General features: G+C 54.2%; 14 protein-coding genes. 4 read left to right on the forward strand and 10 right to left on the reverse strand.

Annotated elements, in window-relative coordinates; all coding sequences use genetic code 11:
* Nucleotides 1–6 precede the first annotated feature (6 nt).
* Nucleotides 7–126, forward strand: coding sequence for a DUF6166 domain-containing protein (locus AV059_RS22780; RefSeq protein WP_228841848.1), 120 nt, complete (start codon nt 7–9; stop codon nt 124–126).
* A 315-nt stretch (nt 127–441) separates the two neighbouring features.
* Here the strand turns inward: AV059_RS22780 and AV059_RS22045 are convergent, their stop codons facing one another.
* Nucleotides 442–3,300 carry a hypothetical protein gene (locus AV059_RS22045; RefSeq protein WP_195156640.1) on the reverse strand — a complete coding sequence of 953 codons (2,859 nt, stop codon included), beginning with the start codon at nt 3,298–3,300 and terminating at the stop codon, nt 442–444.
* A complete protein-coding gene (locus tag AV059_RS08670; protein ID WP_058993953.1) occupies nt 3,249–4,340 on the reverse strand; it encodes an NAD(P)-dependent oxidoreductase in 1,092 nt (363 codons plus the stop codon). Before AV059_RS08670 ends, AV059_RS22045 begins: the two co-directional genes overlap by 52 nt.
* Nucleotides 4,341–5,091: 751 nt before the next feature.
* Here AV059_RS08670 and AV059_RS08675 point away from each other — a divergent pair.
* Genes AV059_RS08675 through AV059_RS08685 form a run of 3 tightly spaced genes read left to right on the forward strand, consistent with a single transcriptional unit; the run spans nt 5,092 to nt 7,525 of the window.
* Complete coding sequence (locus AV059_RS08675) at nt 5,092–5,910, forward strand: UbiA prenyltransferase family protein (protein WP_154021020.1); 819 nt, start codon at nt 5,092–5,094, stop codon at nt 5,908–5,910.
* Nucleotides 5,907–6,545 carry a PHP domain-containing protein gene (locus AV059_RS08680; RefSeq protein WP_058993958.1) on the forward strand — a complete coding sequence of 213 codons (639 nt, stop codon included), beginning with the start codon at nt 5,907–5,909 and terminating at the stop codon, nt 6,543–6,545. The genes AV059_RS08675 and AV059_RS08680 overlap by 4 nt, the downstream gene beginning before the upstream one ends.
* A complete protein-coding gene (locus tag AV059_RS08685) occupies nt 6,545–7,525 on the forward strand; it encodes a lysylphosphatidylglycerol synthase transmembrane domain-containing protein (protein WP_058993960.1) in 981 nt (326 codons plus the stop codon). Before AV059_RS08680 ends, AV059_RS08685 begins: the two co-directional genes overlap by 1 nt.
* 474 nt (nt 7,526–7,999) lie before the next feature.
* On the opposite strand, the gene AV059_RS08690 is transcribed toward AV059_RS08685, so the two are convergent.
* The 8 genes from AV059_RS08690 to AV059_RS08720 all read right to left on the reverse strand — a co-directional run bounded on the left by AV059_RS08690 (nt 8,000) and on the right by AV059_RS08720 (nt 14,981).
* Entirely contained in the window at nt 8,000–8,440 is a 441-nt protein-coding gene (locus AV059_RS08690) for an acyl-CoA thioesterase (protein WP_058993962.1), read from the reverse strand.
* A gap of 125 nt (nt 8,441–8,565) precedes the next feature.
* A complete protein-coding gene (locus AV059_RS08695) occupies nt 8,566–9,114 on the reverse strand; it encodes a KH domain-containing protein (RefSeq protein ID WP_004590591.1) in 549 nt (182 codons plus the stop codon).
* A 119-nt stretch (nt 9,115–9,233) separates the two neighbouring features.
* Entirely contained in the window at nt 9,234–10,385 is a 1,152-nt protein-coding gene (locus AV059_RS22360) for a hypothetical protein (protein WP_195156641.1), read from the reverse strand.
* Nucleotides 10,386–10,612: 227 nt separating this feature from the next.
* Nucleotides 10,613–11,662 (reverse strand): PAS domain-containing sensor histidine kinase, encoded by a 1,050-nt coding sequence (locus AV059_RS08705; RefSeq protein WP_058993964.1) that lies wholly within the window; start codon nt 11,660–11,662, stop codon nt 10,613–10,615.
* Nucleotides 11,663–11,937: 275 nt separating this feature from the next.
* Nucleotides 11,938–12,873 carry a serine/threonine-protein kinase Rio1 gene (gene rio1, locus AV059_RS08710; protein ID WP_058993966.1) on the reverse strand — a complete coding sequence of 312 codons (936 nt, stop codon included), beginning with the start codon at nt 12,871–12,873 and terminating at the stop codon, nt 11,938–11,940.
* A gap of 41 nt (nt 12,874–12,914) precedes the next feature.
* Nucleotides 12,915–13,202, reverse strand: coding sequence for a translation initiation factor eIF-1A (eif1A, locus tag AV059_RS08715; RefSeq protein ID WP_004516096.1), 288 nt, complete (start codon nt 13,200–13,202; stop codon nt 12,915–12,917).
* Between the two features lie 134 nt (nt 13,203–13,336).
* Entirely contained in the window at nt 13,337–13,465 is a 129-nt protein-coding gene (locus tag AV059_RS22960) for a hypothetical protein (protein ID WP_255356117.1), read from the reverse strand.
* Complete coding sequence (locus AV059_RS08720; protein WP_058993968.1) at nt 13,458–14,981, reverse strand: aldehyde dehydrogenase family protein; 1,524 nt, start codon at nt 14,979–14,981, stop codon at nt 13,458–13,460. Before AV059_RS08720 ends, AV059_RS22960 begins: the two co-directional genes overlap by 8 nt.
* Nucleotides 14,982–15,040 lie beyond the last annotated feature (59 nt).

Raw genomic sequence — 15,040 nt, forward strand, 5'->3', positions numbered from 1 at the left:
TACGATCTGCTCAGTGCCAGTCCCTCTGGGTTTGAGTTCGGTTACGGTGGATCGGGGCCAGCCCAGTTAGCGATAGCGATACTTGCCCACGCTTTCGATGATGAGGTCGCCTGCGAGTGGTATTAGCAGTTCAAGTATGAGGTCGTGTCGGAACTCCCCGAAGACGGATGGACGCTGACGAAGCAGGATCTCGATGCGTGGCGGCGGGAGGTGGTCGGCGATGCTTAGCGTGGATACGCTTCTTGCGCTTGAATATCTGTCTTTGGTATCCGGTTCTCCGGTTGCTGGGTCGGCTCACCGGTCAGGAAGATCCTGTCTGGTGACGAGACTTACTGAGAAGAGCTTACATAATACCCTCAGCACAATAGAAGGAGGTGACGAATGACCCAAGTAGGCTCAGAGGTGGCACTCGGTGGTGGCGAGCTGTAACGGGTTATATATTTATGCTGTTAGATTGTATTCAATGACCTCAACACGACCATTGTTCATAGATACGTTTCCAGTGGCGACATTTGGATCAAGTCCTTCACTAGCATCCGGATTCCAGACTCCCATCCTTACTACTACAGAGGTTCGCTCATCTATTGAGGGGGTCTTAACAAACGAACTCGTCATTATTATATCTCCTGGCTTACATTTACTGGTTGGATAGTCAATCGTGTGACTACCTCGAAACCTATTTCGGCTATTAACTTTCCTATTCTTTCCCTCATGATGACTGAACAGAATGTAATCTCTGTCCATTTCCTGCTGACATTCAAAATAATACTTGGGATAAATTTCTGTTCCAGATTCTATATCCTTCGATTGTAACTCGTATCCAACTAAGTCTAATTTATCTGAGAATTCTACCCTCACAGAGGTCGCATTCTCCGGTACTTTTTCATACACAAATTCGCTATACCGTATCTTAGGATGGTGTTGAATTTTGGTTCTCTTTCTTATTGCTTCTGAATTTTTGCCGTATACCGTTACGGCTGTTTTGTACATTTTATATGCTCCAGATATATTCCCTTGTTTTTTGGCAAGATCTCCCTTTTTTACGTATTCATTAGATACTTTTCGCCGGAGGTTATTTGCGGTTCTGTTATCCAATAAATTATTACCAACTTTATTAATATATTCTCGCGCAGTATTATAGTCGCCATTTTGATATGATTTTTTGGCTAACTGGATATATTCATAATCGTAATTATCCTCAAATTTATTTGATAATAACTGATATGTTTTATTGTTGGGGTTTAATTTATGGGCCTGTTCTGCTAATTGGAGTTTCTGTTTGGTGCTCTCACTATCTGCGATAGATCTATATTTTTTTTCAGCCAGCGCTGAAGATCGATTACTGCTTACTATTATCTCATCGTCAACGATTTTTTTACTGAAAGATGACGATGATGATTCGATAATAATACTCACATTATAAGTGCCATTATTTAGTGACTCTGGAACATTATATTTATAATGCTCAAAATATGTCTTGTTTATTTTCCACTGGCTAGTCGGATACCATCCATATATGATCTCTCTATCATATTCCTTTAGGGTATTATCTTGTTTTGTGATTTGAACTTTGATTCTATATGATTGATTGGTTTTTTCTATTTTACCCCAATACCCAGTATAATGAATATTTCCGCCAGGGTAAGTGACATTCCTTTGATTGGTATACCCTGAAAACTTAATATGGTTATTTATAGAAGTATTTGTATCGGTTTGTGGTTCAGTCGTTGAAGATGTAAAGATAGACTTTCGGACATACCAGCCATGAATCCCAGCTGACGTATAATCTCTCTGGAATTTATCATATGAATTTATGTAAGATCTTTCTGCCCAAGTACCGCGAGCCTGAATTATAGTGGGTTTCTTTTGTTGAAAAATATAATTCCCGAATATATTTCTCTCATACCCATTATGCCCAATTGTGACATCAGCTAATCCGGCTAGGTCAATATATCTGAGATCACCATAGTAAGCATGAGCTCCCATATCCGGTACTAATAGTGTTGCGTTGTCCAAGGTATCCGATTTTTGTGCTATTGAGTACGATTTTTTTTCATGAGTCTCAACATCTTCAATTGGGACAGTTGGATTTGCCGAGGCCTCAGGAGAAGCTGAAAGACTGGGTGAAATCACTAACCCTGAAACTAGGATGACTACGATAGCTAATGATGCGAATTGGATATTCGACCTTTGAATAGATTTAGATATAACCGACGCCGTTTCTCTCATACCGATATAAACAAGAATGACGGCAAACGGAACGACTGGAGCTATAAATCTCAATTCCATCATCCAGTCGCCACCAGTTGCCAGAGCAAATACAATTCCACCAAGTACCATCAACAGTATCACTAATCTGCTGTAGAATCGATTAGCTAGGACAGGCAGACCTGATTTGAGTGAATTAATGAATATGATGGGGATGAATAAAACTAGTAGCCACATCCTGTACTGAATGAAAAATGGTAAAATGTAACGATATCCGCTCCTTATGTCCGAGAAAAGAGACCCACCCGTTTTATAATAAAAAGTATTCGGCATGATAAATCCGAAATACGAATAATGCCATGCGTGGTATAACCCAAACGGAATTATAAACAGTAGTAGCCATATTATATCTCTTTTGTCAACTCCATTATTATACGAATATATCGATCTATGGGCCAACATCAAGGCAAAAAACCCAAAGCCTTCAGGTCGAGTAACTGCGACTAAAAATAACAATAATCCAGAAGTGGGGTATTTTGATTTTCCTTCCAATTCTAATATATATGTATAGGCCGATAGAACTAGTAGTAGTGAATATAGTGGAGTCTCAAGGCCTGATAAGCTCCACGCAACAAAGGGTGTTGAGAAAGCCAAGAAAACAGATGGCAAGCCGATTAATATTGATTCCTTATTGGAAACTAATTTCCTTGTTAGAAGGTATGTGACAACCAAATTTGTCACACCAAGTAACAGGCCAAGAATATTAGTTGTTAGATACGGTTCAAATATATTTGCTCGGATAAATATCGAAATAATCAATACCCACAGCGGGTTTGAGTACCCCTCAACAACCTCGGAACCCGGGTTTAATACAGCACCATAGCCATTTGCGATATTTTTTGCAAATCCAAAACTAATTCCAGCATCGTCAACAACCCAGTCAAAAAACAAAGATGAATGGTATACATAGACAACTATGCCAATAACAACCAATAAGTATTCAATATACCTTCTTTTTTTTAACTTGACGTTCATCTTAGTTATATCCACTTGAATATCTCTTTCACCGGTTTGAGCGCTCCTTGTTCCCACGCAACCCGATGGTCTTTGCCAGCCTCCTGTTTAGTTTCTTCATATTCTTCCAAATACCACCGATACGTGTCAACCAATGCCTTTTGATTCGAGTATTCTGGCTCCCACCCGAGATCGCACAACTTCTCAACGGAGACGTACGAGTCCTCATGAGCAGTTTCATAGACCCACGGATAGAGTGGTGACAGACTGAGTTTATCCAGTATTCGGAGAGCAAAGCGGGTCAGCGTCGCTGGTGTTCCGACAACCTGCTTCCCTGTTCCTGCCTCATCAATCGGGGCTTGGAAATCTTCTCTCATCGTCCCGTATTCGGTCGCACCCACGTTGAACGTGTCGTTCACCTCACTCCCGTCCAAAGTGAACATCATCTTGATTGCCCGAACGAGATCATGCACGTGGAGTAATTGATACTTGTTGTTTCCCCATCCGACCATCGGGATGTTTGCCCCATCCTCAATCCAGTCAAACAATACCTGAAACACGCCAAGCCTCTGTGGCCCGATAAATGTCTTCGGGCGAATGATAGGTACACACATCCCTATCCGCCGGAAGTCTCGACAGACGTTCTCGGCTTCGATCTTCGCGTCCCCATACGGCCCCACTCCGTCTAACGGAGATTCCTCGGTGATTGGATGTGTATCGTGAGTGCCGTAGACAGCCGTGGACGAAATATAGACCACTCGTTCAACGTCGTGCTCTTTTGCGGCCCACAACACCGAACGAGTTCCCTCAACTGTTACCTCCCAGATCTCGTCGTCGTCCCACAGAGGAAGTGCCGCCGCACTGTGGACGATCACATCTGCGTCTGCTTCCTCGATTGCCTCGGACACTCTTTCTTCGTCACGCACGTCCCCCTCTATGAATTCGATGTCTTCTGTATTGTCTTCCTCGTTGAACGGTTTGAGATCGAGTGCGGTTACGTCCCAACCCTGCTCAGCAAAGAACTGGCACGTGTGAAGTCCCAGAAAGCCAGTTCCACCAGTGACCACGACAGAATCATACTGGCTATCCGTGGAGTCCATCTGCTCAGTCGTACTCATTATGCTCGGAAAGTTAGCGTAATCTCTTTATACTTCCTATTGCCGCATACCGATGAGCCCTGACACCTGTTTTCGCCCCTACTCATCAAGCGGATTTGCTTCAAGTCGACTGAGACCAGAAGAACGGTAAAACTACGAGTCCCTTATGAACACTATGACCGTACAATGTATTCGCGGAGCCATGCGATTATTTCTGCTGTAGTAGGTGTCCCATTGGCCGTTACTGCGCCAGAACTTCATCACCCGATCTACGTATTGACGTATGTGGTTGTTCTGGGAGTCGGAATTGACCTGGATCATTTCGTGATTGGACGCATTAATCGCGGTGATTGGTCTAACCTCTCCCGTTGTCTTCGGAGCCCGTCACAGGTATTCGTGGATCAAGCATCGATATTTGAGCGAGGTGATATATGGCGGGATCAACGGTTGTTTAGCCATCTTCTCATCGGCGGCGTTCTTATCGGATTAGTATGGTTTATTAGCGCGTATTTAGCCTTCCTGACGGCCGTTACCATCTATACGCACGTTATTGCGGATCTCTACTCGGATATACGAACCAGAGACACCTATTTCAGCCAACGAGAATAGCTTCGTGGAGGGCAATTACACAGGTTAACAGTATCTTTATTGTCCTGTTGGTCACTGGATTAGATATTGAATGGCCAGGTCTTCGCAGACTCTTAATCCAGTAACCACTGTCACTGGATTGGCTCGAGAGATTCGCCCGTGGCAATGGTACAAGCAGGGCGTAATGCTCCTCGGGATTGTCTTTTCCCAGAATCTTGTCAATTGGGATGCCTGGTTGAGTCTCTTGATTGGAATTGTGTCGTTCACAACTGTTGCCAGCGCGACATACATTTTCAATGATATTAGCGATCTTGAAGAAGACCGCAATCACCCAGAAAAACAGCACCGACCGATTGCAAGTGGACAAGTTTCCGTCACGGTCGCCGCGGTTTTCGGCCTCTTCTTAGCTGGTATCGGACTCGGAGCCGCCTACAGTCTCGGCCCACTCTTTCTCGCAATCCTTCTCGCCTATCTCGCACAGAACGCCCTGTATTCACTTGTCCTGAAGCAGTTTGTCTTCGTCGATGTGCTGATCGTCGCTATCGGGTTCGTTCTCCGCGCTATCGCGGGGGTCGTCGCTATCGACGTGTTCTTGAGTCCGTGGTTGATCGTGAGCACATTCCTTCTTGCGTTAGTACTCGCGTTTGGGAAGCGCCGCAATGAACTGGAGGTTGCGGCCAACCCACACGAAACGCGCGATGTCTTAGGCGAGTATTCGGAGAACAATATTGACCAACTCCTTGTGATGGTGATGGCCACTCTGCTGATGTCGTACTCACTCTACACGTTCTCACGAACGAACCCGACGATGATGGCGACCCTCCCGTTCGCGTTCTTCGGCGTGTTTCGCTATCACCATCTCGTCCATACAACGAACCTCGCAGGTCAGCCCGAATATCTCCTCACAGATCGACCCTCAGTACTGAATCTTATCATCTGGGGTATCGTCGCTATTGCTGTCCTCTACAACATCCCAGAGGTGGCTGTTGAGGTGATTCAGTGAAGCGATACGACCTCCAAGTTCATACCGACGCCTCGCCTTGTTCACGAGCCCCTCCCGCTGACGTTGTGGATGCGGCCGTGGATGCGGGATTAGATGGGATTGCCATCACGAATCACGATACGCTGGCGGGGTACGATGAGGTCGCCGACCTCGCACCTGCTGGCCTAACCGTGATTCCTGGGGTAGAAGTGACGACGACACAGGGGCATCTTCTGGCATTGTACGTCAACGATGAGCCACCGCAGTCCGACCCAATTACCGTGGTTGAACACGTCCAAGAGCAAGATGGGATTGCGATCCTTTCGCATCCGTTTGATCCGTTTCGAGAGTATTACGACACAGATCTCGACGCAATTGCCTCACAAGTTGACGGCGTCGAGGCGCAAAATTCACGCTGTCTGCTCCCCCGATTCAACCGTCGCGCTCGGGAGTATGCTACCCAGCACAGCTTAGCGATCACGGGCGGAAGCGATGCCCACTTTCCGATGGAGGTGGGGCGGTCTACAACAGTGTGTGACTCGCCACTCCGTGAGGCTATCAAATCCACATCAACGCAGACAGACGGACGAGGGGGGTATCTCTCGGGTCATACTGCGACAAAACTGAATGACGCACTCAGGATGATGAATCTCTAATGGGTATCCTCTCGGCAGTCCAACGGGCGATTCGCCAACACGGACTCTGGGTCACAGCACTCCTGACGGTTGCCGTATTCTTTGGGCTGTTCGTCGTCGGTGATGCCTCGAAAGTCATTTCGGCACTCCTTGCGGTGGATCTTTGGCGGGTCAGCGTCGTGTTCCTCCTTGCGACGATCAGTTACGCTGTACGGTTTCTCAAGTGGGAGTACTATCTCCGCCACTTAGACATTAATATCCCACTCAAGACGAGTCTGATCGTGTTTTTCAGTGGCCTGATGATGGTTGTGACTCCTGGGAAAGCAGGTGAAGTCTGGAAAGCCTGGTTCCTTCGTGACCTCCGCGATGTGCCGGTCAGTCAAACCGCGTCCGTCGTCGGCGCTGAAAGAGTGACCGATCTGATTGCACTTTCGGCATTCGCATTTCTAGGGCTACTAATCTATCAGCGGTCATCCGTCGTGTTGATCGGCGTGGTTCTCCTGTTTCTTTTTGCCATCAGTCTGCTTCAGTGGCGGACGTTTTGTCTGCGTGTTTTGGGTTGGTTGGAAACGCTCCCGATTGTTGGATCGTACGCAACTGAATTAGAGGAGTTCTATGAAAGCACGTACACGCTATTCCAGGTGCGACCGCTCAGTATTGCGTTTCTCATTAGCCTCGTGGCGTGGGGCTTAGAGGGAGTTGCGTTATGGGTGGTGCTAAGTGGGTTTAGTTCAGAAGCGACTCTCCTTGCCGCGTTGTTCGTGTTCGGGCTAGGATCAGTAATTGGTGCGGCCAGCCTCCTTCCAGGTGGATTAGCGGCCGCGGAAGCGAGTATGGTCGGGATGCTCGTCGTATTGGGATACACCCAGACAATTGCGGTGAGTGCGACGGTAATTATCCGGGTTGGCACGCTCTGGTATGGGGCGATTCTGGGAACGTGTGTGTTCGTTGTCTACCGATTTGTGAGAGATCAGGCTCGGGTCACAAGCCCAAGCACCTGATTCACTACTTGGTTTGGAATATAAATCGGTAGATCGGTCGTGCTAACAAAAACACTGCAACGCAACTGACGATCAGCAGGAACTTGATATTGACCGTTTGAACTGAGTCCGATGAAAAACTCCGGAGTGATTGCCCGATAGTGACATAGAAGATAGCACAGGGTAATTCACCGATGAGAGTCCCAAGCACAAAGTTCAACCTGAAGACATCGACCAAGCCGGCCCCAATAGAGACACTATCTGCGGGGGCTGGTGACAGTCGAGCGGGAACTATTCCTCGAAGTTCGCCCGTCGTAGTCACAATTGACTCACCAGTCGCAGAAATCCGTGAGACGTAGCCATTCACATCGTGAAAGTAGTCTGCGAGAAGGAACGGCGGCAAGCACGTGACTAATGTTCCGGCCAAGACGAGCGGCACGCCGCTTGGGAATCCAACGAGATCCCGAGGAACACAGATGCGAGACTCTCCGACCGCTACCGCTCCGGCTCTTCTGCAAGTGCCGTTTCGCGCAACCGTTTGCACTCCTCGCTTTCGGCAGTTAGCTCGGGGACCGGCGTTGGTTTCCCGTCGTCGACGGCGACGAAGGTGGCGTACGCGCTGGTCGTCTCCTCCGTTTCGCCCGTGTGGGGGTCCTCGCGTGCGACTTCGATGCGAACTCGGACGCTGGTTTGGCCCGTGGCGTAGGCATAGGACTCGATGAGGGCGGTGTCGCCGATGGGAATCGGGCGTTCGAAGTCGACGCGGGACATCTGTGCGGTCACGCAGGACTCCCTGGCGGCCCGCATGGCCGACATCGCGCCGATTTCGTCCATCCACTTCATGACGATCCCCCCGTGGGCGCTGTTGTAGTTGTTGGCGTGGGTCGGCTGGACGCGCTCGCGGTTGACGATGTGCGTATCGGCGATAGTCGGCATACCGTCTCGTAGAGTGTGTTCGGGGAAAACGGTGTGGTGCGCCCTTGGCAGGACTGACAGCAACCGCACGCGCTTATATTGTCGCCGTGGCGTGCAGTCGCCAGTCACGCAGTCGAATTACCGGCTTATCCGGTGAACTGGTGGTATTCGAGGCCTTTGTGCTTCATCTCGTTGTGTTTGCGTTCGAGGAACGAGTAGACGGAGCCGTGTGGCGCTCCGTCGAGGATCATCTCGGCGGCTTCTCGCACGGCGTCGACCTGTTCGGGGCCGCCGATGATGCCGAGCGTCGACCCGTAGATGACCACGGCCGCGCCGGAGAGTTCCTGCATGAGTTCCCGCGTCCGGCCGCCCTCACCGATGAGACGCCCCTTCTGGCGACGGAAGTCGTTCTTGTTGCGGGAGGCGGCCTCGATGTCGATGAGTTCGAACATCATCATATCGTCCTCGAGGAGCGCCAGCGCGTCGTCGGGCGCGAACCCTCGGCCAATGGCCTTCACGATGTCGGGGCCTTTCAGCGCCGTCACGGGGTCGCCGACGGACTCGACTTTCACCGTGCCGTCCTCGGAATCGATATCCAGTCGGACCTCTGCGCGCTCCTCGATCTCGCGCATGGTCTCACCGCCCTCGCCGATCAGCACACCGATACGGTCCTGCGGAATCTTCACGTGTTGCATAAGTATACCTCTCTGTAGGAGGGTCTGCCTGTTTAAAACTTCGGCGTCTGGAGCATCCGGAACCGTGTCATATCCGTCGGCAGGTGTGGACCGCATAGTACACGACGAGGTGTGGCCGATCAGCCACCCAATACCGTGGCGAGGAACCAGATGAGGCCGAATATACTCCCGGCCGCACCGACCAGTTTCGTGAGCATGACGTTCCAGTCGGCGGGTTCGACCGCACTGGAGCGGGTTGTGCTTCCGATGGCATCCAGCTGTTCGTTGAACTTCGTGACGCCATACGCATACCGGTACATGAGCGCCCCACCGATCGCCATGAGCGGACCCAGAAAGAGGCCGGACTGGGAGTCTTCGGATTCGCTGTCCTCGGGCCCGATATTGTAAGTGAAGGTTTCCGGTGTCCCTGTCTCATCATCCTGTGTCGCCGAGATTGTGGTCTGGACGGGCGACGCTGCTGACTGCTTGCTGTCCCCAGTGGCAGCCGGCTCCGTGTTGTGGGATGATGACTGCTCGTTGTCCTCAGTGGCAACTGGCTCCGTGTCGTGGGACCCAACTGCGATTTCGTCGAGATACGCCCGACCGTCGAGCTGGACCTGCCAGGCGGTGTTTTCAGCGCTTGTCGAAACCGTTCTGGTCACGCGTTGCTGGCGCTGCCGGTCAGTATCCCACAGCGCGACCTGTGCCGTCCCGTTTGGAGACCATTGGATTTCGACGACGAAGAACCGACCAGTGGGGGCCGTGACGCGCTCAGATGCCACCACTGTCCCGTTCTCATTTGTCGAGACAATGTCGACGCGGTCGTTATTTTCTCGACCGACATTCCGGATGGATACTGAAGCCGTGGTGTTCCCGTCAGCGCGCTCGACAACCTGAAACGCTCCGCCACGACCCACGTCGACGACACCGGTCACTGTGCCCTGACTGGCGTTGACTGTCGTCGCGGTCAGTGTCGCGGTGTCGTTGTTGCCGACGCCAAGCGAACAGTCCCCGTCTGCGCCGATACGTAGGGTTTCGCCGGCGGTCCAGTTGGCTGTCGACGTGGCGTCAAGTCCATCGATGTAGTGGTATGTCGAGTCTGTGCCCGGTGGCTCCGGGTGCTCGTCTTGCACTGAACACGCCGGCTGTGGCGTCGCTGCCTCGGTTGTGGCGGCGTGGCTGTGCGTGGCACTCGCCGAGTGTGTCTCACTGGGCGCCGCGTTGCTGAAGCCAGTGGCGAGCCCGGCGGAGACACCAAGGGCAACTATGCCAAGCAGGGCAACGAGTGGCACTATCCGTCTGGTCGTGGGGGTTGGAGGGCGTCCCATAGGTGGCTGGCGGACGGTCGTGAAGCCGTCGCGGTCTCTCGTCGTTGAGCACCACCGCCCCATCGGTTATTGATTTTCTGCTTCTGTGAGACGCTCACCCACGAGGAGGACGCCCGGGCTGGGACGCTCATCCATACTCGACGAGTGAGGCGGGAACCGGACGCTGGAACGGCGCTCTGCCGAACCTGCTGTCAGTCTAGGAACTCGACACCGGTGATTTCGAACCGCGCGCCGCCCGTGGTGCTGTCAGTAACAATGATGTCCCAGCCGTGTGCGCCAGCGATGGTCCGGACAATCGAGAGCCCGTAGCCACTGCCATCCTCGGCAGTCGTGAAGCCGTGGTCGAACACGTCGTCCTTGATTTCGTCTGGGATTCCCGGGCCGTCGTCTTCGACGTAGAAGCCGTTGTCAAGCGGGCCGACACGGACGATAACGGCCCCGTCGCCGTGTCGGATGCTGTTCTGAAAGAGGTTCTCGAACAGTTCGATGAGGCGGTCGGCGTCTGCGCTCACCGAGCCGATGTCCTCGTAGTGGAGCGTGGCTCGGTCGGTGGTTTCGCCGTGTCCTTCCCAGGCGGTGTCAACAACGGCCTGAACGTTCGTTGCCTCCGGGTTGGTGACGACGTTTCCCTGCCTTGCGACACGGAGCAGGTCCTCGACGAGACGGGCCATCCTGTCGCTCGTTTCTTCGAGGGCATCGAGGTGTTCCTCGTCACCCGTTTCGCGGGCCAGATGCACCCGCGAGGAGATAACGCTGAGTGGGCTCTTCAGGTCGTGGGCGAGGATATCGGTGAATTCCTTGAGCCGGTCGTTCTGTCGTTCGAGCATCTTGTCGTACTGGTGTTTCTCTGTCGTGTCCTGGCTGACTGCGACGAACCCTGTCAGCTCTCCGTCCTCGAGTTGCGAGAGCGAGAGGGTGGCCCAGAACACGGACCCATCGGCCTGCCGATGCCAGTGCTGTGTCTCGACGGGGCCGTTCGCCACTTCCGTCAGCAATGATTCGACAGTTGTCTCCATTTCCCCGGGGTCGGCAAACAGCATGTCGACGTGGTGGCCGACCGTCACGTCCCGGTCGTAGCTGTACAGCGACGCTGCCGGCTCGGGCCACGTCGTGATGATGCCATCTGTGTCGAGCATGAACACTGCATGCGAGGATAGCCCCTCGATGAGGCGCTCAGAGACCGAGTCGTCGCTGTCTGCTGTCTGTTGGTCCGAACTGCTGTCTGCTGGGTCGGTGTCCATCAGTCGCACCTACTCGGGCCAAACCAGTGGCGACTCACCCGGCATGAGAAGCACTGTGACAGGTCACCCATGCCGAGATACACGACATCTAACACCTTACGCACTGTGGTTTTCACAATCAAAATAAGTTGTGAGAAACCGGGTGAAAAACGCGCGGTACTGTGGTTTCACTTCCAGAAACCATCGGCATGATTGATATACTAGCAATTCACATATCGCTACGACAATACGTTCTCACCTGCCGAAACCGATCCATGCGAACAGAGAGCTGGTGACTACTTGTCGTCGCGGCGGTCGGCCGGTGTTCCCTGCGGAACGGCGTCGTCGTCGCTGCCCGGCGCGGTGTCGGTCTTGTCTTTCGGCGTCGCGTACTCTCGGACGTACGCGAGCAGTTCTTCCGGCGTGGCGTCGACGCCCTGTCTGGCGAAGAAGTTCGCGACGTTGCGGCAGTCCCGTTCCAGAAAGTCGTCGGCGTTGGGATGGTGGATGGTCACCGCTTGCCCGAGGTCGATGATATACAACTGGCCTTCGTGGAAGACGATGTTGTACTCAGAGAGGTCGCCGTGGACGAGGCCGGCGTCGTACAGCCGGCGGGTGTACTCCTTGACGACCTCGTAGGCTGTTTCGGGGTTCTCGATGTGAACCTCACTGAGACGCTTGCTACGGCCCTCCTCGGTCCCGAGATACTCCATCACGAGGACATTCCGCTCGACAGCAATGGGCTCTGGCGTCCGGACGCCGGCCCGGCGGGCGCGCTTGAGATTCGACGACTCCTTGCGAACCCACGCGGTGACGACCTTCTTCTTGTCCGAGCCGATACCCTCGAAGCGGGGGTCGCCGTCAAGATAGCTCCGCATATCCTTGAAATCGGAGGCGTTGATGCGGTATACTTTGACTGCGACCTCCGTCTCGCCCGACAGTGCCGTGTAGACGTTGGCTTCCTTGCCTGTCGATATCGGCCCGCCGAAGGCGTCGATATGGCCGTCCTGTACGAGCTTGTACAGCGCGCCGTAGGTGGCGTCGTCGAAGACGCTGGCCTCGACCTTGAACTGGTCGGCGTCCTTGATGCGCTTGCGGAACTCGCTGAACTCGCGGTCCCGTTTGCGGGCGATACGGTCGGCTTCCGTGTCGGAAACATCGACCTCTTCCCATTCGTCACCTGGTGAGTCGACGTCGTCCGTATCGAGCAGGCCGAACTGCCCCTCTGTCACGCTTGTGCCTCCGTCGAGCGCGCGGCCAGATACATATCAGGCTACTCCTGGATGTGGCCCTCCTCACGCAGTTGGTCGGCGTCCTGTTTCTCATAGCGCCACGTGATGTCGGCTTTCTCGTCTTGCCAGTCCCATGGTTCGACGAGGACCACGTCGTCTTCGCGTATCCAGATGCGTTTTTGCATCTTGCCCGGAATCCGGGCTGTACGCTCGACGCCGTCCATACAGCGTACCTTGACGCGGTTCGCGCCAAGCATGTCCATGACGACGGCGAACACCTCGTCCTCTTCCGGCATCCGCAGGTTCTTCCTGCTGTCGTTGTCGCTCATAGACGGTACTTCGACGGGGAGAGGTTTAAGGTTTGGAAAAATTGGACCGCGAATGCGGTCCGTGGCCGCCGACATGTGGGTGGGACAGACGCCGGGGCCGTACGGAAAAGCGGGCGTCGCAGCGTCGGTCGACTTCAGTCAGCGCCGAGGCAGCCGACCCACGAGCAGTCGGTGCACGTCTCGATACCTTTCGCCGTCGTCGTCACGCCGCGACAGCGCGGACAGACGGACCCGACTTCCGGCGACTGGACGGACTTACTCATCGGTGATGATGTCCGCCGACAGACCCTGTGCCATCTCGATATCTTTGGAGTTGTTCAGCGTCCAGGCAGTGCGCTCAGTGACGGCCTCGATGACCTCGCGGCCGCTCGGGAGGCCGTTCCCGGACTTCTTGACGCCGCCGAAGGGCAGGTGGACCTCTGCGCCGATACACGGGAGGTTCCCGTAGGCGAGGCCGATTTCAGCCTCGTCGCGGAACTGGTTGATCTGACGGTAGTCCTCGGAGATGATGGCCCCGGCGAGGCCGTAGTCGACGCTGTTGTGCATCTCCAGCGCCTCGTCGAAGTCACCCGAGTACTCAAGCAGCGCGACGTGGGGACCGAACACTTCCTCGTTGATACAACGCAGGTCCTCGTCGTAGTCGATCTCGTAGACGAACGGGCCGACCCAGTGGCCCTCCTCGTGGCCATCGGGAATTTCCTCGGCACCGAGGTCGGCGCGGTCGACGAGCACGTTCGCGCCCTCCTCGCGGGCGAGGTCGTTGTAGCGCTTGAACTTCTCGACCTGATCCTCCTCGATGAGCGGCCCCATGAAGGTGTCTTCCTCCAGCGGGTCGCCGACGGCGATGTCCTCGGCGATGTCGACGAACCGTTCCTTGAACTCGTCGTAGAGGTCCTCGTGGACGATGAGGCGCTCCGAGGAGACACAGCGCTGGCCGGTCGTCTTGAAGCTAGACATCACTGCCGAGTGAACGGCGATGTCGAGGTCGGCTTCCTCTGTGACGATGACAGCGTTCTTCCCACCCATCTCGCAGGCGGCGATCTTCCCGGGCTCGCCACCGACCTTGGAGGCGATCTTGTGGCCGACTTCGGCGCTCCCGGTAAAGAGGACCGTCTCGACGCGGTCGTCCTCGACGATGGCGTTGCCGGCGTCGCCGTAGCCCTGCACGAGGTTGAAGACGCCGTCCGGGATGCCCGAGTCCTCGAACATCTCCGCGATGATGTGGGCACACCACGGGGTCTGCTCGGCGGGCTTCCAGACGACCGTGTTGCCCTCGACCAGCGTCACTGCGAGGTGCCAGAACGGGATCGCGACCGGGAAGTTCCACGGGGTGATACAGCCGACGACGCCCTTCGGCTTGCGCCGCATATAGGCGTCCTTGCTGGCGATTTCCGACGGTACCACGTCGCCGTGGGGGTGGCGAGCGTTGCCGGCGGCCCATTCGACCATATGCCAGGACTCGGTGACGTCGGCCAGCCCTTCGCTGATCTCCTTGCCACACTCCATGGTGACGATTTCGCCGAGTTCCTCGTGGCGGTCACGCAGCTCGTGGTAGATGTCCCAGAGGTATTCCGCGCGGTCGATGTGTGAGAGCGAGCGCCACTCGTCGTAGGCGTCCTCTGCTGCGGCCAGTGCGCGGTCGACATCGGCTTCTGTTCCGCGGTGGAACGAAGCGAGCGCCTCGCCGGTGGCCGGATTCTGGCTTGTGAACGTTTCGTCGCCGGTGCCTGTCGTCCATTCACCGTCGATGTAGTGTCGTCGTGAGTCGTCTGTACTCATGGTAGGTACTGTACGCGTCCCCCACCAATATGTTCCACCGTCCATGGTCAGGGGGCCGG

It is taken from the genome of Haloarcula sp. CBA1127, from assembly GCF_001485575.1.
Classification (GTDB): domain Archaea; phylum Halobacteriota; class Halobacteria; order Halobacteriales; family Haloarculaceae; genus Haloarcula.

Excerpts from the sequence above, each read along its gene's own strand:
- AV059_RS22960 (WP_255356117.1), bottom strand. The coding sequence starts at position 13,465 with ATGAGTAAGTCCGTCCAGTCGCCGGAAGTCGGGTCCGTCTGTCCGCGC.
- AV059_RS08670 (WP_058993953.1), bottom strand. The coding sequence starts at position 4,340 with ATGAGTACGACTGAGCAGATGGACTCCACGGATAGCCAGTATGATTCT.
- eif1A (WP_004516096.1), bottom strand. The coding sequence starts at position 13,202 with ATGAGCGACAACGACAGCAGGAAGAACCTGCGGATGCCGGAAGAGGAC.
- AV059_RS08690 (WP_058993962.1), bottom strand. The coding sequence starts at position 8,440 with ATGCCGACTATCGCCGATACGCACATCGTCAACCGCGAGCGCGTCCAG.
- AV059_RS08705 (WP_058993964.1), bottom strand. The coding sequence starts at position 11,662 with ATGGACACCGACCCAGCAGACAGCAGTTCGGACCAACAGACAGCAGAC.
- AV059_RS08675 (WP_154021020.1), top strand. The coding sequence starts at position 5,092 with ATGCTCCTCGGGATTGTCTTTTCCCAGAATCTTGTCAATTGGGATGCC.
- AV059_RS08695 (WP_004590591.1), bottom strand. The coding sequence starts at position 9,114 with ATGCAACACGTGAAGATTCCGCAGGACCGTATCGGTGTGCTGATCGGC.
- AV059_RS08720 (WP_058993968.1), bottom strand. The coding sequence starts at position 14,981 with ATGAGTACAGACGACTCACGACGACACTACATCGACGGTGAATGGACG.
- AV059_RS08685 (WP_058993960.1), top strand. The coding sequence starts at position 6,545 with ATGGGTATCCTCTCGGCAGTCCAACGGGCGATTCGCCAACACGGACTC.